General features: G+C 72.4%; 16 protein-coding genes. 9 read left to right on the top strand and 7 right to left on the bottom strand.

Features of this window, described 5'->3' with window-relative positions:
• Positions 1–9 precede the first annotated feature (9 nt).
• From NLX94_RS01140 to NLX94_RS01155, 4 genes are read left to right on the top strand one after another with little or no spacing between them, the layout of a single operon-like run.
• A complete protein-coding gene (locus NLX94_RS01140) occupies positions 10–789 on the top strand; it encodes a dihydrodipicolinate synthase family protein (RefSeq protein ID WP_254380622.1) in 780 nt (259 codons plus the stop codon).
• Positions 783–1,622: an iron-containing redox enzyme family protein gene (locus NLX94_RS01145; RefSeq protein WP_254380623.1), complete on the top strand. Its 840-nt coding sequence runs from the start codon at positions 783–785 to the stop codon at positions 1,620–1,622. Before NLX94_RS01140 ends, NLX94_RS01145 begins: the two co-directional genes overlap by 7 nt.
• Complete coding sequence (locus NLX94_RS01150; RefSeq protein ID WP_254380624.1) at positions 1,619–2,923, top strand: methyltransferase domain-containing protein; 1,305 nt, start codon at positions 1,619–1,621, stop codon at positions 2,921–2,923. The genes NLX94_RS01145 and NLX94_RS01150 overlap by 4 nt, the downstream gene beginning before the upstream one ends.
• Positions 2,924–2,928: 5 nt before the next feature.
• Positions 2,929–3,675: a DsbA family protein gene (locus tag NLX94_RS01155; protein ID WP_254380625.1), complete on the top strand. Its 747-nt coding sequence runs from the start codon at positions 2,929–2,931 to the stop codon at positions 3,673–3,675.
• Positions 3,676–3,751: 76 nt separating this feature from the next.
• Here NLX94_RS01155 and NLX94_RS01160 read toward each other — a convergent pair whose 3' ends face one another.
• The 3 genes from NLX94_RS01160 to NLX94_RS01170 all read right to left on the bottom strand — a co-directional run bounded on the left by NLX94_RS01160 (position 3,752) and on the right by NLX94_RS01170 (position 7,443).
• Positions 3,752–4,648: a geranyl diphosphate 2-C-methyltransferase gene (locus tag NLX94_RS01160; RefSeq protein ID WP_254380626.1), complete on the bottom strand. Its 897-nt coding sequence runs from the start codon at positions 4,646–4,648 to the stop codon at positions 3,752–3,754.
• A gap of 14 nt (positions 4,649–4,662) precedes the next feature.
• A complete protein-coding gene (locus NLX94_RS01165; RefSeq protein WP_254380627.1) occupies positions 4,663–5,967 on the bottom strand; it encodes a family 2 encapsulin nanocompartment cargo protein terpene cyclase in 1,305 nt (434 codons plus the stop codon).
• Positions 5,968–6,033: 66 nt separating this feature from the next.
• Entirely contained in the window at positions 6,034–7,443 is a 1,410-nt protein-coding gene (locus tag NLX94_RS01170) for a family 2B encapsulin nanocompartment shell protein (protein ID WP_254380628.1), read from the bottom strand.
• Between the two features lie 581 nt (positions 7,444–8,024).
• Between NLX94_RS01170 and NLX94_RS01175 the strand changes: the two genes are divergently transcribed.
• From NLX94_RS01175 to xdhC, 5 genes are all read left to right on the top strand, one after another.
• A complete protein-coding gene (locus NLX94_RS01175; protein WP_254380629.1) occupies positions 8,025–8,243 on the top strand; it encodes a hypothetical protein in 219 nt (72 codons plus the stop codon).
• 3 nt (positions 8,244–8,246) lie between these two features.
• Positions 8,247–9,584 (top strand): cytochrome P450, encoded by a 1,338-nt coding sequence (locus tag NLX94_RS01180; RefSeq protein ID WP_254380630.1) that lies wholly within the window; start codon positions 8,247–8,249, stop codon positions 9,582–9,584.
• Positions 9,585–9,902: 318 nt separating this feature from the next.
• Complete coding sequence (locus NLX94_RS01185; RefSeq protein ID WP_254380631.1) at positions 9,903–11,390, top strand: xanthine dehydrogenase small subunit; 1,488 nt, start codon at positions 9,903–9,905, stop codon at positions 11,388–11,390.
• The gene (gene xdhB / locus NLX94_RS01190) at positions 11,387–13,786 is read left to right on the top strand and encodes a xanthine dehydrogenase molybdopterin binding subunit (RefSeq protein WP_254380632.1); all 2,400 of its coding nucleotides are present in this window, start codon (positions 11,387–11,389) and stop codon (positions 13,784–13,786) included. Before NLX94_RS01185 ends, xdhB begins: the two co-directional genes overlap by 4 nt.
• A 1-nt stretch (position 13,787) precedes the next feature.
• A complete protein-coding gene (gene xdhC / locus NLX94_RS01195) occupies positions 13,788–14,654 on the top strand; it encodes a xanthine dehydrogenase accessory protein XdhC (RefSeq protein WP_254381199.1) in 867 nt (288 codons plus the stop codon).
• A 52-nt stretch (positions 14,655–14,706) separates the two neighbouring features.
• Here xdhC and NLX94_RS01200 read toward each other — a convergent pair whose 3' ends face one another.
• The 4 genes from NLX94_RS01200 to NLX94_RS01215 all read right to left on the bottom strand — a co-directional run bounded on the left by NLX94_RS01200 (position 14,707) and on the right by NLX94_RS01215 (position 19,766).
• Positions 14,707–15,900, bottom strand: a complete 1,194-nt coding sequence (locus NLX94_RS01200) for an MFS transporter (RefSeq protein ID WP_254380633.1) — start codon at positions 15,898–15,900, stop codon at positions 14,707–14,709.
• A 38-nt stretch (positions 15,901–15,938) separates the two neighbouring features.
• On the bottom strand, positions 15,939–16,457 hold the full coding sequence (locus tag NLX94_RS01205) for a hypothetical protein (RefSeq protein ID WP_254380634.1): 519 nt from the start codon (positions 16,455–16,457) through the stop codon (positions 15,939–15,941).
• A gap of 123 nt (positions 16,458–16,580) precedes the next feature.
• Positions 16,581–17,774 (bottom strand): serine hydrolase domain-containing protein, encoded by a 1,194-nt coding sequence (locus NLX94_RS01210; protein WP_254380635.1) that lies wholly within the window; start codon positions 17,772–17,774, stop codon positions 16,581–16,583.
• 192 nt (positions 17,775–17,966) lie between these two features.
• Entirely contained in the window at positions 17,967–19,766 is a 1,800-nt protein-coding gene (locus NLX94_RS01215; protein ID WP_254380636.1) for a beta-galactosidase family protein, read from the bottom strand.
• Positions 19,767–19,868: the final 102 nt, after the last annotated feature.

A 19,868-nucleotide genomic window follows, 5' to 3' on the forward strand; every position in this document is an offset into this window, starting at 1 on the left:
GGAGGACCGATGATCACCGGAACGACCACCGCGCTCGTCACCCCCGTCGACGCGGCGGGAGAGATCGACGAGAAGAGCATGGCCCGCCTCATCGCGACCGTACGGCCTTACGCGGACGCCCTGTTACCCGCACTGAGCACCGGTGAGGGGGGCTCCCTGTCCGACCGGCAGTGGCGGCAGACGCTGACCGTCGCCGTCCGGTACGCCGAGGGCGTGCCGGTCCTCGCCGGGATCCTGCGGCCCACCACCGACGGGGTCCTCGCCCTCGCCCGCGACGCGGGCGGGCTCGGCGCCGCCGCGGTCGTGGTCACCACCCCGTACGGGGCGGACGTGACCCAGGAGGAGATGGTCCGCCACTTCGAGGCCGTGACCGGGGCCGGACTGCCCGTGATCGTCTACCACGAGTCGGCCGTCTCCGGGAACGGCCTCGAACTCGGCACCCTGCTGCGGGTCTGCGCCCTGCCCGGGGTGGCCGGGGTCAAGGACTCCGCCGGGGATCCCGGGTTCACCCGTGCGCTGATCGCGGCCGGCCCGGGCGTGCCCGTGGTCCAGGGGCTCGAACACCTCCTGCTGGACTCCGGACCCGTCGACGGCTGGGTCGTCGCGCTGGGCAACGTCGAACCGGAGCTCTGCAAGGCCCTGTTGACCGACCGCGGCGAGGAACGGGCGGCGCAGCTGCACGCCGCGTACGAACGGTACGGCCTGGACCGGGACGACTGGTACCGCTCGCTGAAGACCGAACTGCTGCGGCGCGCCGTGATCGAGACCGACCGGGAGGTCCCGTGCTGAACGTGACACCGAAGCCCACCGACAGCCCGCACAAGCGGCTGTTCCTCCACAACCGCTCCCTCCAGAGCTCCGCGGTCGTCGCCCGGATCGAGGATCTGGAGGCGGCCTGGATCGGGCCCCTCGTCGAGGACCTCACGGACCGTACGCCGACGCTCGCCGGCCGGGCCGAGTGGAAGGAGCGCCTCGACGGACTGCTGGCCCTCGAACGCGAGGGCAGCCCGGCCGGGAGCTATCTCGCCGAGAAGGCCACCCGGGAGCAGTTCGCCGTCGTGGTACGGGAGTTCGCGCTCGACGGACTGACCGAGGCGCAGAACTTCTTCCCGGCGATCCCCCGGCTCCCGATCCGCTCGCAGATGGCCGTGATGCGGGTGCTCATCGACGAGTTCGGCTGCGGCAACCTCCAGCAGACCCACTCCAAGCTCTACCTCGACCTGCTCGCCGAACTGGGGCTCCCCCAGGAGCTGGAGAGCTTCCTCGACACCACCGGGGACGAGACGTACGCGTTCCTCAACGTCTTCTACTGGCTCACCCAGCGCGCCGCGCACGTCGAGTACTTCCTCGGCGCACTGGCCTACCTGGAGGCGAGCATCCCCGACGCCTTCGCGGTGCAGGCCCGCGCCTGCACCCGGCTGGGGATCGAGCGGGGCAGGTACTACACCGAGCACCTGCACATCGACACCTTCCACATGCGGGAGATGCAGACCGCGATCAAGGAGTACGAGGCGGAGCGCGGGCTCGACGCGACGAAGCTCTGGATCGGGGCTCAGCTGCTGTCCGGGCTGATCGGGGGCGCCTTCGACGCCGCCGTCGCACGCGCGCGGGAGGCGGCATGAGCGACGCCGTGCTGGAAGAGCTGCCGGGCGACCGGGTGCGGGTCCGCGTCGCGGGCCGGGAGTTCGTAATCGACGCCGCCTGTACGCACCGGCTCGGCCGGCTCGTGCACGGGCAGGTCAACGCGCGCACCCTGCGCATCACGTGCCCGCTGCACGGCACCAGCTTCGACCTCGCCACCGGCTGCCCGGTGGCCGGCCCGTCGGCGGATCCGCTGACGGTGCACCGCGCGGGCGTGCTCGGGCAGTCGTACGAGCCGCAGGACGTCTGGCTGCCGGCCTCCGAGCGGCTCCTCGAATGGGACGACGGCTTCCACGACCTCATGCTGGGCGACCGGCTGCGCATGGACGCCTACAAGGCGGCCGTCACCGAGGCGGTGCGGCCGGGCGCCACCGTCCTCGACCTGGGAACCGGTACCGGCATCCTGGCCCAGTGGGCGCTGGAGGCCGGGGCGGCCCGGGTCTACGGCATCGACCTCAACGAGAACATCCTCCGGACCGCGACGCGGCGGCTGACCGAGGCCGGGTTCGGGGACCGCTTCCATCCGCTGCGCGGGTTCTCCTTCGACATCGAGCTGCCCGAGCGGGTGGACCTGATCATCTCCGAGATCATGGGCAATCTCGCCGACAACGAGAACTGCGTCGCGATCCTCGACGACGCCCGCGCCCGCTTCCTGCGGCCGGGCGGCGCGATGCTGCCGGTGGCCGTGGAGAGCTATCTCGTACCGGTCACCGCGGAGGCCGCCCACGGCCGGGTGCGCGACGGATCGCCTCAGGACGCCGGGGGCCCGGCCGAGTTCGCCGAGCTGCTGAAGGGGCGCGGGGCACGGGACGCCTTCGACCTCTACTACGACGCGATCGTCCCGGTGGGCGGACAGCTCTCGGCGCCGCGGCTCGTGCGCCGGTACGCCTTCGAGGGGGCGCACGGCGCGCAGGAGACCTCGTACGAGGTTCCGCTCGTCTACACCGTCCAGCGGGCGGGGCTGTTCACCGGGTTCAAGGGCTATTTCGTGGCCACCCTCTCGGACACCGTGGCCCTGGACATCTCGGGTGACGAGGTCGCGGCGGACGATCCGTCGGCCCGTACGACCTCGGACAGCTGGAAGCACGCCTACCTGCCGGTCCGCGACGCCGTGCCGGTGCGGCCCGGCGACCGGATCGCGCTCACCTTCTCCCGGCGGCACCCGGCGGACACCGGATCCGGATCCTTCGGACAGGTCTACGGCTGGGAGGGCTCCGTCGTCTCCGGGGACGTCACCGTGGCCCGGTTCTCGCACAGCACCCGGCCCGAACAGGAAGGCTGAACCCCGTGACCACCACGACCACGAAGGACCCGACCCTGACAGAGGACAGCGGGGTCGCGGACCCGCGGCTGCCCGCGACCCCCGACACGATCAGCGTCTACACCGATCTGAACTGCTCCTTCGCCCACGTGGCCGTGCACCGGCTGCACGAGACCCGGCGCAGGCTGGGCCTGGAGGGGCGGATCTGGTTCGACTTCCGGGCCTTTCCCCTGGAGTTGTTCAACCGGGAGGTCAACGCCCGGCCAGGGGTCGACTCCGAGATCTCGGTGCTCGGCGCGCTCGAACCGGAAGCCGGCTGGCGGCTGTGGCAGGGGCCCGACTGGGCGTACCCGGTCACGACCCTGCCGGCGCTGGAAGCGGTGCACGCGGCCAAGTCCCAGTCCCTGGAGGCCAGTGAGCGGCTCGACCGCGGGCTGCGGCGGGCCTTCTGGGCGGAGGGCCGCTGCATCTCGATGCGCCACGTCATCCTGGAGGTGGCAGCCGAGACGGGCGCCGTCGAGGTGGAGGGGCTCGCCCGGGCCCTGGACACGGGCTCGGCGCGGGCCGCGGTGACGGCCCAGTACGAGTCGGCGCGCGAGGGGCGGGTCAACTGCAGCCCGCACGTGTTCCTCCACGACGGCACCGACATGGCCAACCCGGGCATCGAGGCGCGGTGGGTGAACGGCGACTTCGGGCAGGGGTTCCCCGTGATCGACGGGGACCGGCCGGAGGTGTACGAGGAACTCCTCGTGCGGGCAGCACAGTTGCTCTGAGGCTCCGCAGCCCCGTGGCCGGGCCCGTCCGTACGACGGGCCCGGCCACGGGCGTTCGCCTGCCTTCGGGCAGTCGTCAGATGCGGTCGGCCGCGATCAGGACGTACTGGAAGGAGCCGTCCTTGTAGGACTCGATGAACGCCTCCTCGATGCCGGTGACCAGCGAGGACGTGGCCCGCAGCTCCCAGTAGGGCAGGGTCGCGGGGGTCAGGTCGATGACCGCCTGCGGTACGAGGCGGTTGTCCGCCATGGCCTTGAGGTACTCCCGGCGGGAGTGGATGTTGCACTCGAAGTGCGCGTTGATCTGGGAGACCCACTTCGAGGGCTGCCCGTAACGGGGGTTCCAGCAGCCGGTGATGGTCACGTACCGGCCGCCGACCTTCAGGACGCGGGAGTGCTCGGCGAAGAGGTCGTCCAGGTCGACGTACATGCTGGACTCGTTGTTCCAGGACGCCGCGGCCTGCCCGGTCTCGAAGGGCGTGCCGAGCATGTTGCAGACGCGGGCCCGGACGTGGTCGTCGATGCCGAGCTCGCGGGCGCGCTGGTTGGCGAAGTCGGCCTGCTTGGCGGAGAGGGTGACGCCCTCGACCTTGCATCCGAAGCGCTGGTGGGCCATGACCATCGAACCGCCGCGGCCGCAGCCGGCGTCCACGAGGGTGTCCTCGCGGCCGATGGGTCCGAGGTGGTCCAGGAGGAGTTCGGCCTGCGCCGACTCCAGCCGGTGGAGCTCCGCGACCAGCTTCTTCTCGTACGCGCCGTCGCCGGTGTCGCCGAGGGCTGCGTGGTCCACGTCACCGATGCCGTAGTGGTGGTGGTAGAGGCCGTCCACGTCACCGAGCCGCAGGTTCACGGGCCTGGCCTCGTTGTTCCAGTAGCGGGCGATGTCCCCCTGGTAGGGGGTGGCCGGCCCGGGAATGATCACGGGGGCCGGGGTGGTGCCGTTGGAGCTGGTGGTCAGGTCAGTGCTGGTCACTAATAGGTCCGTCCTTACCAGAAGTCGGGCAGGCTGTAGCGATAGGTATTGGTCTGGTGCCAGTAGTGGTTGCCGTCGACCCAGACGGCGACTCCCCGCAGGAAGCGCAGAACGCTCGGGACGGGGCAGGCCGCGGCCAGGGCGGCGGCCTCCGCTTCGAAGGCGTGCATGAGGTCGTTGTGGACCTCGACCGCCTTGAGGTAGCCCTCCTGGTCGGAGGTCCCCTCCCGGTCGGCGATCACCACGGGCAGGTTCAAGTGCCGCCCGGGGGAGGCGAGTTCCTTGGTGTAGGAATAGAGGTCGTTGACGATGGTGGTGGCGTTCCCGGCGAGCGCGATGACCCGCTGCATGGCCGCCTGGGCGTGCAGATCGGCCGGGAGCTCGTACCCGCCGACCGTGTCGGTGATGGTGGGGCAGGGGCGGAAGTTGTTGAACTGCCGCATGGACAGGTACTCCCACACCTCCGGGACGTACTCCGTCTGGCTCCAGGCCGCCTCGGCGAGGTAGCCGAGGTGCAGCCGGGCCATGTCGTGCCGGAACCGGTCGGCCTGGGAGGGGGTGGCCTGCTGGACGAAGTACTCCATGGCGGAGCGGTAGGCCCGCCGGGGGGCGTCCGACTGGAGCGACGCCACCCACGCCGGCTCGTACTCCTTCGTGGTGTGGAGGGGGTCGAGGGCGGTGTGCGCCAGCAGGAGGCGTCCGCCGAGGCCGACGGGCGAGCCGCCGTGGTCCTCGCAGTAGACGTCGTCGACCGCGTTCTCGGCGACCATCAGCCGTGTGGCGAGCATCAGGTGTTCGACGGTGGGGGCGTCCGGGTGGCAGGCCACCATGTAGCGGCCTACATGGAAGCCGTCGAACTGGTCCTCCCATTCCTCGGGGTACAGCTCGACCTCTTCCAGCGCCCATGCCTTGATCCTGCGGCTGACCTCCTCCACCCGCGCCGGGTCCGGCTCCGCCACCGGGTGGTAGTAGAGGCCCGGGATCGGGTTTCCGGCCGCCGGTGCGGCCGGCTCCGGAGCCGGCGGGAGTGCGGGGGCGGGTGCGGGTGCGGTGGCCCCTTCCCAGCGGGCCGGGTGCAGGCCCTCCGTGCCCAGGCCGCTGGGTCCGCCCAGGAGCCGCCGCAGGGCGGGGCTCGGGGCGGGCGGCGCGGGTGCGGGCGCGTCCGCCGGGGCCGACGGTGCGGGCAGACCCGGTACCGCGGGCAGACCCGGCAGGCTGCCGGACGCGCGGGACTGGGCGGTGCCGAGGACGTGGGCCCCGAACCGGGCGGCGGCGCCGGGCAGGCTCGACTGCAGAGGGGAAGGCCCGGGCTCGGGCATCCGTGACTCCTAGGTGAGGTGGGTGTACGGGTCCGCCGGCCGCTCAGTCGCTCCGGCGGGGGCCGCTCAGTCGCTCCGGCGGGCGATCTGCACGTTCTCCAGGACACCGAGGGCGTCGGGCACCAGGATCGCGGCGGAGTAGTAGGTGGTGACGAGGTAGGAGATGATCGACTTCTCGTCGATGCCCATGAACCGGACCGACAGGCCCGGCTCGTACTCCTCCGGCAGGCCGGTCTGGCGCAGTCCGATGACGCCCTGGTTGTCCTCGCCGGTGCGCATGGCGAGGATGGAGCTGGTGTTCTCCTTGGTGATGGGGATCTTGTTGCAGGGCAGGATCGGGACCCCGCGCCAGGCGGGCACCTGCTGGCCGCCCACGTCCACGTGGTCCGGGTAGAGCCCGCGGGCGTTCATCTCGCGGCCGATCGCCGCGATGGTGCGGGGGTGGGCGAGGAAGAGCTTGGTGCCGCGGCGGCGGCAGAGCAGCTCGTCCATGTCGTCCGGGGTGGGCGGGCCGGAGTGGGTCTGGATCCGCTGCTTGAACGCGGCGTTGTGGAGCAGGCCGAACTCCCGGTTGTTCACCAGCTCGTGTTCCTGGCGCTCGCGCAAGGCCTCGATGGTGAGCCGGAGTTGCTCCTCGGTCTGGTTCATCGGACCGTTGTAGAGATCGGCGACCCTCGTGTGGACGCGCAGGACGGTCTGGGCGATGGAGAGTTCGTACTCGCGCGGCTTCGATTCGTAGTCGACGAAGGTGCCGGGGAGTTCGGCCTCGCCGACGTGGCCGGCCGACATGGCGATCTCGGCCTCGCCGTGCTTGTTCTGCCGCTGCAGGGGCAGCGAGCTGAACCGCTGGATGTGCTCCTGGAGGTGCGGCGCCCCGGACACGATGCCGGCGAAGTCGGCGCGGGAGAGCGTGAGGAGGGTGCCGGGGGTCTCGGCGGTGGCCGTGTAGTCCCAGCGGGCGTCGGCGTCCAGCAGGGCGTTCTCGCCGAACCGTTCGCCGTCGGCGAGGACCGCGACGGAGATCTCGTCGCCGTACTTGCCCGCGGAGGTCTGGCTGATCCGGCCGTGGGCGATCAAGTGGATCTGCTCGGCGGGAGCACCCCGCTCGACCAGCACCTCGCCGGCCCGGAAATCGCGCTGGACGCAGCGTCCGGCGATCGCCGCCAGCACTTCGTCGTCGTCGAAGCCCCGCAGCAGGGCGAGTTCGCCGAGCTCGCGCGGGATCACCTGGACACGTGCACCGTCCTGGACGAACTCGATGCTCCCGTCACCGACGGTGTAGCTCAGCCGGCGGTTCACCCGGTAGGCGCCGCCCTTGGTCTCCACCCACGGCAGCATCCGCAGCAGCCAGCGGGAGGTGATCTCCTGCATCTGCGGGGCGGACTTGGTCGTGGTGGCAAGGTTGCGGGCTGCCGCCGTGCCCAGGCTCTGCTGGGGCGGATCCAGCTGTGCTTCCGGGCTGGTGTCAACAGTCATCGGTCGAGCTCTCCTTCATCGGCGGGGAAAGGCAGGCGAACGTGTGGGCGTCCGTCCAGATCCCGGGGAACCGTAACGGCGAAGATCCCCGGCCCACCGCGAAAAAACGTTGCGGTTGCTTCGTTCCGGTGATCCTGCGCCTCAAGGGGTTTGTTTGGCGGACCGACGATTTCCAGCCGGGGTCGCCGCATCCGACTCGCCGTAGAGCACTTACGAGGCAATGAAGGAAAAAGGCTCGCAGGTGCACACCTTGCTGGCGCATTTCCCTCTTGAATGATTCACTGAGTGCGCACACCCGCCCCCGGGCTGCTTGCGGCTCTCGCTGCCACGGGGAGCGCGGTGAAGGAAGCCCCCTGCCCGCCGATCGCGGTGTTCGCCGAGCAGGGGGCTCCGTCATGGGTGCCGCCGGCCGCCGCCCGCCCCTGCGATCCGGGAGCCGGGAGCCGGGCATTGTGCCAGAGGCCCGCAGGGCCGTCACGTCACGTCTTCCCGGGGCGTGCCCCGGGGTCCGCGGGCTGGCGGAATAGGGGGCAACGGACAGGGCGGAACGGCCGCCCGGCCCCCGAACAAGGAGGACAGCCATGGCTGCCTTGATCCCCCTGCGCAAGTCGCTCCTCATCGCCGTCTCCGCCGTCGCCGCACTGATGGGCGCCGGATCGGCCTACGCCGCATCCGGCTCCGCCCACCTGGCCAACGACCCATCCGGGGCGAAGGTGCAGCGCAGCAGTCCGGTCAAGGGCACGATCGGCGGCCAGGACACCTCCACCGCGTACGGCTACTACTACGTACAGGGGCGCTAGCCCGTGCTCCCGACCCGCGTACCGCCCGGCCCTTCCGGGGCCGGGCGGTACGGCAACCGGCGCGCGTTCGAGCGGGACCACCTCGGCTTCCTGCTCGACCAGCAGCGGTACGGCGACCTGGTCCGCTTCGACGACGACCTGTACCTCGTGAACTCGCCCGTCCTCGCGGAACAGGTGCTCAAGCACACCAACACCACCTACTCGATCGCCCGGGACCTGCTGGGCGAGGACATCGACGGCGGCCGCGCCTCCGAGGACCTGGCCCGGTGGATGCGGGCCCGCGCCCTGGCGGGACGCGGCCTGAACCGGACCGCCACGCGGGCCGCCGGGGACCGCCTCGCGCAGACCGTCGCCCGCCACGCGGACGGCTGGCGGACGCGCGGCAGCATCGAGGCGATCCCCGCACTGGAGGACCTCACCGCCCACCTCATCGCGGAGTTCTGCCTCGGGCCCGAGACCGGGGCGGTCCCCGGCCTCCTCGCCCGCCTGCAGGACGCGCTGCTGCCTCCCGCGCTGCCCCTGCCCGCCCGCTGGCACGCCCTGCGGCGGCGCCGTCTGCACCGCGCCTCGGACGAGCTCGCCCAGGAGGTCGCCGCCCTGATGCGGCGGCGGCGCGGCACACGGCGGGAGGACTCGGCGCCCGCAGTCGCGGACCTTCTCGACACCGCCTGCCAGGAGGGCGCCCTCACCCGCGAAGGCGCGACCGACGTGATCGTCGCCAACCTGTTCGCCGCCCACGAGACCACCGCCGCCGCGCTCGCCTGGCTGCTGCTCCTCCTCGACCGGCGTCCGGACCTGCGCGAGCGGGTACGGGACGAAGCCGTACGCGAGCTCGCGGGGCGGCCCCCCACCGCGGCCGACCTGCCCCGGCTGACCGTCGCGGGGGCCGTCGTGAAGGAGACCCTCCGGCTCTATCCCCCGCTCTGGCTCATCCAGCGGACCGTGGAGGAGCCCACCGAACTCGGCGGCTTCCCGCTCCGCCCCGGCCAGCGGGTCGGCGTCAGCCCCTTCGTCCTCCACCGCGACCCGCGGCACTACGACCGGCCCGCCGCGTTCGACCCGGACCGCTGGATCGAGGGCCCCGCCGCCCCCCTGCCCAAGTACGCCTTCATGCCCTTCGGGGGCGGACCGCGCACCTGCCTCGGCACCCACTTCGCCACCACGGCCATGACCATCGCGGCCGCGACCCTCACCCGCGACTACCGGATCGCGCAGTCCCCCGGCACCGGCACCACCTTCGACACCCGCACGATCCTCCAGCCCGGCGGCCTGACCCTCGAGGTCACCGGCCCTCGTGGAATCGACCAAGATGTGCTTGACCGATCATTCCTCGCCACGTAACTTCAACCGAACCAACTCGAGAGCCCCTGGAAGGAGGCGAAGCCGGATGTCGACCCTGTCCGTTCCGCTTCGCCTCGCTCACCAGATCGCCTGGGCTCCGGGTCGTGTAGCACACGGCTGCTGAACAGCCGCCCCCTTCCCGGCGCGCCCGATCGCGGCCCCGGGGTTCTTCCCTCACCCTGTCACCACTTGCGGCGCCTCCCTGCGCGCCGGTCTGCCGCGCTCCGGGTCCATCGAGCCGCGGCCACTGAACGAGAAAGCTCCTGCCATGGCGACCAGTACAGTCCGATCGACCGCGCCCCGGAACGGGGACGCACCGTGGTAGCGGCGCGCATCACGGTCAACGGGAGAGAGACACCGATCTCTCCGGCCCCGGCCCACACCACGGTGCTGGACTTCCTGCGCGACCGCGGCCTCACCGGCACCAAGGAGGGCTGCGCCGAAGGGGAATGCGGCGCCTGCTCCGTGCTCGTGGCCCGGCCCGGGGTGAACAAGCCCACCGACTGGGTGGCGGTCAACGCCTGCCTGGTTCCGGCCCTGGCGCTCGACGGCCAGGAGGTCATCACCTCCGAAGGCCTCGCCACCGTCGACGAGTCCGGTGCGGCCACCGCCCTGCACCCCGTGCAGGAGGAGATGGCCGTCCGCGGCGGCTCCCAATGCGGTTACTGCACACCGGGGTTCATCTGCAGCATGGCCTCCGAGTACTACCGCCCCGACCGCTGCGCCCACACGGACGCGGCCGCGGGACCGGACGAGGACCCGGCCGCGGGCGGCGACGCCGAGCACGGCCCGAACGGTTTCGACCTGCACGCCCTGAGCGGGAACCTGTGCCGCTGCACCGGCTACCGCCCCATCCGCGACGCCGCCTTCGCCGTCGGCTCCCCCGCCGAGGACGACGTACTGGCGCAGCGCCGCGAGCAGTCCCCGCCCGAGGCCGCCGCCACCGAATACGCCCAGGACGACAGCGTGTTCCTGCGGCCCGGCACCCTCGCGGAGACGGTGCGGCTGCTGAGCGAGCGGCCCGGTGCGGTCGTGGTCGCCGGCAGCACCGACTGGGGCGTGGAGGTGAACATCCGCTCCCGCCGGGCCGATTGCGTGGTCGCGGTCGACCGGCTGCCCGAACTGCGGGAGCTGCGCGTCGAGTCGGACCACATCGAGATCGGGGCGGCGCAGACGCTCACCGAGATCGAACGCCGCCTCGACGGCAGCGTCCCGCTCCTGGCGGAGCTGTTCCCGCAGTTCGCGTCCCGGCTCATCCGCAACAGCGCGACCCTCGGCGGCAACCTCGGTACCGGCTCGCCCATCGGTGACAGTCCGCCGGTGCTGCTCGCGCTGGAGGCCTCGCTGCTGCTGGCCGGCGCCGAAGGCGAGCGCGAGGTCCCGCTCGCCGAGTACTTCACCGGCTACCGGCAGAGCGTGCGCCGTCCCGGGGAGCTGATCCGCGCGGTGCGCGTCCCGCTGCCGCTGTCGCCGGTCACGGCCTTCCACAAGATCGCCAAGCGGCGCTTCGACGACATCTCCAGCGTCGCCGTCGCCTTCGCCCTGGACATCCAGGACGGGACCGTCCGCAAGGCCCGCATCGGACTGGGCGGCGTGGCCGCCACCCCGATCCGCGCCCTCGCCACCGAGGCGGCCCTCGAGGGCCGGGCGTGGACGGCGGAAACCGTCGAGGCCGCGGCCCGCGTCCTGCGGTCCGAGGGCACCCCGATGGACGATCACCGCGCCAGCGCCCTCTACCGCTCCGCGATGCTCGGCCAGAGCCTGAACAAGCTGTACGCGCGAACCACCGAGGCGGCGAAGTCATGAGCCAGTTGTCCGAGCGCCCCGAAAAGCCCGTCGTCGGGCTGTCGATGCCGCACGAGAGCGCCAACCTGCACGTCACCGGTGCGGCGCTCTACACCGACGACCTGGTCCACCGCACCAGGGACGTCCTGCACGCCTACCCCGTCCAGGTCATGAAGGCCCACGGAAGGATCACGGCGCTGCGCACCGAGCCGGCGCTCGCCGTCCCGGGCGTGGTCCGCGTACTGACCGGCGCCGACGTGCCCGGTGTCAACGACGCCGGCATGAAGCACGACGAGCCGCTGTTCCCCGACACCGTCATGTTCCACGGCCACGCGGTCGCATGGGTGCTGGGCGAGACCCTGGAGGCGGCCCGGCTCGGCGCCGCGGCCGTCGAGGTGGAACTCGACGAACAGCCCTCCGTGATCACCCTGCAGGAGGCGATCGAGACCGGCAGCTTCCACGGCGCCCGGCCCCTGATGGTCACCGGCGACGTCGACGCCGGCTTCGAGGACTCCGCGCACGTGTTCACCGGGGAGTTCCAGTTCTCCGACCAGGAGCACTTCTACCTCGAGACGCACGCGGCGCTCGCCCTCCTGGACGAGAACGGGCAGATGTTCGTCCAGAGCAGCACCCAGCACCCCTCGGAGACGCAGGAGATCGTCGCCCACGTACTCGGCCTGCACAGCCACGAGGTGACCGTGCAGTGCCTGCGGATGGGCGGCGGCTTCGGCGGCAAGGAGATGCAGCCGCACGGGTTCGCGGCCGTCGCCGCCCTCGGCGCCAAGCTCACCGGCCGGCCGGTCCGGGTACGGCTCAACCGGACCCAGGACCTGACCATGTCCGGCAAGCGCCACGGGTTCCACGCCACGTGGAAGATCGGCTTCGACGCCGAGGGCCGCATCCAGGCCCTGGACGCCACCCTGACCGCCGACGGCGGCTGGAGCCTGGACCTGTCCGAGCCCGTCGTGGCCCGCGCGCTGTGCCACATCGACAACACGTACTGGATCCCCAACGCGCGCGTCGCCGGCCGCATCGCCAGGACCAACAAGGTCTCCAACACGGCCTTCCGCGGCTTCGGCGGCCCCCAGGGCATGCTGGTGATCGAGGACATCATGGGCCGGTGCGCACCGCTGCTCGGCCTGGACCCGATGGAGCTGCGCGAGCGCAACTTCTACCGGCAGGGCCAGTCGACCCCGTACGGGCAGCCCGTCTCCCACCCCGAGCGGATCTCCGCCGTCTGGCACCAGGTCCGCGAGGACGCCGCCCTGAACGAGCGCAAGCGGGAGATCGCGGCCTTCAACGCGGCGCACCCGCACACCAAGCGGGCGCTCGCGCTGACCGGGATCAAGTTCGGCATCTCCTTCAACCTCACCGCCTTCAACCAGGCCGGTGCGCTGGTGCTGGTCTACAAGGACGGCTCCGTCCTGATCAACCACGGCGGCACCGAGATGGGGCAGGGCCTGCACACCAAGATGCTCCAGGTGGCCGCGACCACCCTGGGCATCCCGCTGCACAAGGTGCGCCTCGCCCCGACGCGCACCGACAAGGTGCCCAACACCTCCGCCACCGCCGCCAGTGCCGGGGCGGACCTCAACGGCGCAGCGGTGAAGAACGCCTGCGAGCAGATCCGTGACCGGCTGCTCCAGGTGGCCGGCACGCAGCTGGGTACGAACGCCTCGGACGTGCGCATCGTCGAGGGCGTCGCGCGCGCTCTGGGCGTGGACAAGGAGCTGGCCTGGGACGACCTGGTGCGCACCGCGTACTTCCAGCGGGTCCAGCTCTCGGCGGCCGGTTTCTACCGGACCGAGGGCCTGCACTGGGACGCGAAGGCGTTCCACGGCTCGCCCTTCAAGTACTTCTCCTACGGGGCCGCCGCGACCGAGGTGGAGGTGGACGGCTTCACCGGCGCGTACCGGATCCTGCGGGTGGACATCGTCCACGACGTCGGCGACAGCCTTTCCCCGATGATCGACATCGGTCAGGTCGAGGGCGGCTTCGTCCAGGGCGCGGGCTGGCTGACGCTGGAGGACATGCGCTGGGACTCCGGCGACGGCCCGCACCGCGGCCGCCTGCTGACCCAGGCCGCGAGCACCTACAAGCTGCCGAGCTTCTCGGAGATGCCGGAGGAGTTCAACGTCCGGCTGATGGAGAACGCCACCGAGGAGGGCGCGGTCTACGGGTCCAAGGCGGTCGGTGAGCCCCCGCTGATGCTGGCCTTCTCGGTCCGGGAGGCCCTGCGGCAGGCGGCCGCGGAGTTCGGGCCCGCCGGAATCAGCGTGGAGCTCGCCTCGCCCGCCACGCCGGAGGCCGTGTACTGGGCGATCGAGGGGGTCCGCGAGGGCGGTGCGCCCCGCGACGGGCGGGCGCCCGGCGCCGGCGGGGTCCTCGCCGGGGCGAACGCCGTGAGCCATGTCTGACATGGGCTGGGTCGCCGCGGTCGCGCGGCTGCGGGCACGCCGGGAACCCGGTGTGCTCGTGACCGTCGCGACCGTGCGCGGCCACGCGCCCCGCCGGGCCGGTGCCAAGCTCGTCGTGGGACGGACGCAGACCTGGGGGTCGATCGGCGGGGGCAACATCGAGGCCGTCGCCATCGACCGGGCGCGCGAGCTGTGCGGCGCGGCCGATCCGGAGACGGAGCTGATGGAGTTCGCGCTGAACGACAAGGTCACCGGCCCGCACGGCGTGCAGTGCTGCGGCGGGGCCGTCACCGTGCTGCTGGAGCCGCTGCCGGTGGTCCAGGCGGTGGCCGTGTTCGGTGTCGGCCACGTCGGGCTGGAACTGGCGCGCATCCTGGCCCGCCAGGACCTCGACCTGCACCTCGTCGACAGCCGTCAGGACATGCTCACCGACGAACGGCTCGGTGTGCTGGGCGACGCGGTGGCGCAGGTGCACGTGCACCACACGCCGCTGCTGCCGGAGACGGTGCTCGGGGAGCTGCCGCCCGGCACCCACGTCCTGATCATGACGCACGACCACGCCGAGGACGCCGCGCTGTGCGACGCCGCCCTGCGCACCGACGGTCTCGGCTCGATCGGTCTGATCGGCTCGTCCGCGAAGTGGACGCGGTTCCGGCAGCGCCTGGCCACCGAGGGCGGTCATGACGCCGGCACCATCGACCGGATCACGACCCCGATCGGCCTGACCGAGATCACGGGCAAGGAGCCCGCCACGATCGCGGTGAGCGTCGCGGCGGACCTGCTCCGCACCTTCGAACGGGACCGCAACTGGGCGGTTCCGCACACCCTCGCCGAGGTGGCGTACCCGACGGCCGCCGGCGGGGCGTGAGTCCTGGGGACCGCGCGCCCCGCCCGCGGGCGGCCGGGCGGTCCCCGCGCGCTCAGCCGGCGGCCGCCCGCGCCGGGCGCCTGAGCAGGTAGCCGGCCGCGGCCAGCACGAGGACCGCCATGCAGGCGATGAACACCAGTCCGGCGCCCTCCAGCCCGAGGGGGCCCTCCAGTACGCCCACTCCGATCACGGGCAGCGAGATGCCGGTGTACGCCACCAGGAACAGCGTGGAGATCACGGCGGCCCGCTGGTCCGCGGGAGAGGCCCCGGCCACGGCGGACAGGGCCCCGCGGAAGGCCAGCCCCTGCCCGAGTCCGCCGACGAGCGCGCTCAGCACCACCAGCGCCAGCAGGTCCCAGAACAGCGCGCCGGCGAGCAGTGCCAGCCCGGCGAGGAGCGCGGCGCATCCCAGCGGCAGCGAGCGCTCCTCGCCGACGCGGCCGACGGCCAGCTGCCCGGCGGTCGAGGCGAAGAAGGCCAGGGCGACCACCAGTCCGCTCACGGCCCGGTTGTGCACGTCCAGGGACTCCGCGAGGAAGGCCGGGCTGACGGAGGTGAACACGCCGAACAGGGCGAAGCCCACGAACGCGGCGATCGCGGCCGGTCCGAACACCGCCCGCACCTGCGGGGGCAGGGCGGGCCGCTGCGGTCGTACGGTGCTCAGCGGCCGCCGCTCCCGTACCGTCTCGGGCAGCTTCAGCAGGACGAGGGCCGCGGCCGCCACGAGCCCGAGGTGCACCACGAACGACAGGTACAGGGGCCAGGGGGCGTACTGCGCGAGGATGCCGGCGAGCAGCGGACCGCAGCCCAGTCCGCCCATGTTGGCGGCCGTCGCGACGAACGTGGCGCGGGCGGCGCCGCCGGGCGGCGCCAGCTCCATCACGTAGGCCGTGGCGGCCCCGGTGAACAGGCCGGCGGAGAGACCGGACAGCAGCCGTCCCGCGTACAGCCAGGGCATCCCGTCGGCGCACAGGAAGCAGACGGCGCTCGCCGCGGCGAAGCCGAGCCCCGCCAGCAGGACCGGTCGCCGGCCCACGGTGTCCGAGGCGTTGCCCGCCAGCAGCAGGACGCCGATCACCCCGAAGGCGTACACGGCGTACACCACGGTCACCATCAGCGCGGAGAAGCCGAACTTCTCCTGGTAGAGCCCGTAGAGGGGGGTCGGCAGCGTGGTGCCGGCCATGCACACGGCGAACACCGCCCCGCTCAGCAGGGTCGGGCGCCACCCTTGTCGATCACCGTCCATGGAGCCGACCGTATCCCGTGAAGGGCCCCGGAGCCGGGTCAGTACACCAGCTCGTAGGTCACGTCCTTGGGGACCGGGTCCGGTGCGGTGTCGGTGTAGAGGAGCCGGATGGTGGTGAAGCGGAGCAGGTCGGGGTGGTCGGGCCAGGCCTGCGGATTGGCCAGGGTCACCGTGACCGGGTAGGCGCGGAAGCGGCCGGCCGCGCAGTACGGGCGGCAGTCGTTCACCATGTCGGTGCCGGTGGCCGTGGCGGTGCCCGGACCCCAGGTGTCCCAGCGGAGCTCCACGAGCCGGTTGTTGCCGTCGCCGCAGGCCAGGATGTACTCCGTGGGGCGCACCTGGGCCTGCGAGGAGCAGTCGACGACCACCACCGGATCCGCCGGGACCGGCGTCCGGGCCGGGGACCCGGAGGCGGTGTGCGCGGAGACCGGGAGCACGGCGGCCGTCATCGCGGCCACCGCGCACAGCACGGTGGCCGTCCGGGCTGTGCGCCGGGACGGGCGCCGGGATGCGTGCCGGGATGCCCGTGCGGGGCGGCCACCTGCGGAAACGTTCACGGAAGACCTTCCTCGCCCTCGCCACTGCGCCCGGCGCCGGCACCCCGGGGTGTTTCCAGCTTCCCCCATGGGGGTGAAGCCCGCACCCGCGGGAACCGTGCGGCCGCCGGGCGGGCGCCCGGGTCACTTGCGCAGCAGGGCGCAGACGAAGTCCTCCTGGACCTCGCGGACCTGTCCGAGCAGGTCGGGGTTGATGGTGAGGGAGGTCTGGGTGGTGATCGAGAAGGTGAGGGAGCGCCGGCCGTCCGCCGTGGCCGCCACGAGCTGCGTGTAGCCGGCCGTGTTGCCGGTGTGGCCGTACACCGTTCCGCAGCGGGTGGTGTACCGGAAGATCGCCAGGCCCGCCTCGGTGCGGCCGGGGCCGGGGGGCTGGGACAGGGCTCCGGGGATGAACTTGAACTGCTGGCGCCGGGTGCGCTCCGAGACGAGCTCTCCGCCGGCGTAGCCCCGGATGAAGGCGGTCAGGTCCTTCGCCGTGGACACGATGCCCCCGGACGCCCAGGCTCCCGAGGCGCTGACGGCCTCGCTGACGTCGACGGGCCCCTCCTCCGGGTCGATCTGGTAGCCGTGGAGGAAGGGCACGGGCAGCCGGAACCCCTGGGGCAGGCTCGTGGCCCGCAGGCCCAGCGGCTCCTGGACGAGCTCGCGCAGCAGCGTCTCGTACCGGCGTCCGGTGACGGCCTCGGCCATGAGGGCGACGGCGATGTTGTCGGAGTTGGAGTACGCGTAGCGGCTGCCCGGCGGGAACTCGAGGTCCTCGTCGGCCACGAACTCCAGCAGGCGGCGGGAGTCGAAGCGGTGGCGGGGGTCCTCGGAGACGATGTCGATGAACCCCTCGGAACTGGAGTAGTCCGGCAATCCGCTGGTGTGGTTGAGGAGTTGACGGAGAGTCACTCCGTGCCATGCGGCCGGCTGTCCGGGCAGCACCTCGCCGATCGTGGAGTCAAGCCGCAGCCGGCCGCGGTCGACGAGGACGAGGGCCACCGCTCCGCTGAAGGCCTTGGCGACGCTGGCGATCCGCATGTGGTCCGTGGCCCGCGGCGGCCTGCCGCTCTCCACGTCGGCCACGCCCGCCCGGTAGACCTCCGTACGGTCGCCGTCGCGCAGGACGGCGAGGACCCCGGGGGGCCCGTCGGGCCGCTCCACCAGCTCCCGGAGCTCCTGGTGGAGGGCGGATCCGGAGGGCGGGTTGCGGTCGGCTCCGGCCTGCGCGGGCGGCACGGTGACGGCGAGCAGCGCACCGCACACGGCGGTGGCGGCGGCCAGGCGCAGCGACGGGCGGATCCGACCGGAGTGGCCGTGCGGGCGTCGGGACACGGAGGTACCTCCCGGGGAAGACGGACGCGGTGGCCCACGATGACAGGGGCCCCGGCGACTCCGGGGGCGACACGGCCGGACGCGGAGGCGCCTTGGGCCATCCGGCCCTGACGGGCTCTGGCGGGCTCTGACGGGCCGCGGCGGGGCCGCGCGGAGGCCGGTGCGAGGCCCCCGCGAGGCCCGCGGCCGCGGCTACCAGACGGGAATGGGCGCGGGTGCCTCCGTGCCGAGGTCCGGGGTGTCGCGGAGTTCGACGGTGGTGCCGGGGCGGTGCAGTTCGAGAATCACCAGGGTGTTCCCGCCCGCGCGCCAGAGCGGGGCCGGCGCGTACAGGGTCTTCTGCGGGCCGCGCTCCCAGAACCTGCCCAGGGCGAAGCCGTTCAGCCAGACCATGCCCTTGGTCCATCCGGGCAGGGCGATGAACGCGTCGGCGGCGGAGTCCAGTTCGACGGTGACCCGGTGGAAGGAGGGGCCCTCCGGGAGGGGACCGGGGCCGAACTCGATTCCCGCCAGGTCGTCGAGGGGCAGCGGTCTGGTCTCCCAGCCGAACTGGTACTGGTTGTCCAGCCTGACCCCCTCGCGGATGCCCTTGCGATCGGCCAGCAGCGGACCGTAGTTGATGCGCCCCTGGTTCTCCACCAGGATCTCGAGCTCCGCTCCCCCGTCGGGCACGGTGACGGTGAGCGCCGCGAGCGGCTCGTCCCGTTCCAGCAGTCCGATCTCCCGGCCGTCCAGGAAGACCTGGGCCCGATCGGCCAGTCCGTCGATGCGCAGCTCCGCGGCGGGCAGGGGCCCGCGCAGGCGGGTCCGGTAGTGGATCAGCCCCAGGGACTGGCCGGCTTCTTCCATGGTCAGCGGATCGACGTGGTGGACGGGCTTGGAGAGTACGTCCAGGGAGCCGGCCAGTGAGGCCCGCGCGTCCACGGTGAGCAGCCGGGGCGCCACGCGCGGGGGCAGCGGGGGCGGTTCGTGGGTGACGGGGGCGGTGTGCCGGCCGATGACCTCGCGGAAGAGGTGGAACTTCGGGGTGAGTTCGCCGGCTTCGCCGACGGGGGCGTCGTAGTCGTAGCTGGTCACGTCGGGCTGGTAGGAGGTGCCGTCGTGGTTGGCGCCGTTCCACCAGCCGAAGTTGGTGCCGCCGTGGCCCATGTAGATGTTCACCGAGGCGCCCGCGGCGAGGAGGCTGTCGAGGGTGGCGGCGGCGTCCTCGGGGTCGCGCGTGTGGTGCGGTTCGCCCCAGTGGTCGAACCAGCCGTGCCAGTACTCCACGCAGACCAGCGGCCCTTCCGGCTGGTAGGTGCGCAGGGTGGCGAGCGAGCTCTCGGGGCGGGAGCCGAAGGTCCCGGTGGTCAGGACGCCGGGGATGCGCCCGCCGAGCTGGAACCCGTGGTCGGCCCCGTCGGTGGTGAACAGCAGGCAGTCGAGGCCCCGTCGGACCAGGCCGTCGCGGAGGTGTTCCAGATAGCCGGTGTCGTTGCCGAAGCTGCCGTACTCGTTCTCGACCCCCATCGCCACGACCGGCCCGCCCCTGCTGCCGAGGAGCGGGACCAGTACGGGGGCCAGGGCGTCGAACCAGGCGTCCACCGCGGCCAGGTAGGCGGGGTCGCGCCGGCGGATCCGGATCGTACGGTCGGCCAGCAGCCATCCGGGCAGCCCGCCGAAGTCCCATTCGGCGCAGATGTAGGGGCCCGGCCGGACGATGACGTCGAGGCCCAGCGCGCCCGCGGTGCGGATGAAGGCCGCCACGTCGTTCGGCCCGTCGAAGGTGAACGCGCCGGGGCGGGGCTCGTGGACGTTCCAGGCCACGTAGGTCTCGACGGTGTTCACGCCCATCGCGCGCAGGCGCAGCAGCCGGTCGGACCAGAGACCGGGGTGCACCCGGAAGTAGTGGATGGCCGCGGAGACGATCCGGTGCGGGCGGCCGTCGCGCAGGAAGCCGGTCCCGTCCGTGGTCAGCGTCGTGATCGGCGGGTGGGGTGGCGGTGGCTGCACGTGTGCGCTCTCTTTCGGTCACTCCGGTGGTGCTCGGCTCGTCGGCCGACGGGGCTCCGGCAGTGGAAGGCCCCGAATAGAAAGCGCTTTCTACGGCCGTGG

Source organism: Streptomyces sp. TBY4 (assembly GCF_024213195.1).
Lineage (GTDB): Bacteria > Actinomycetota > Actinomycetes > Streptomycetales > Streptomycetaceae > Streptomyces.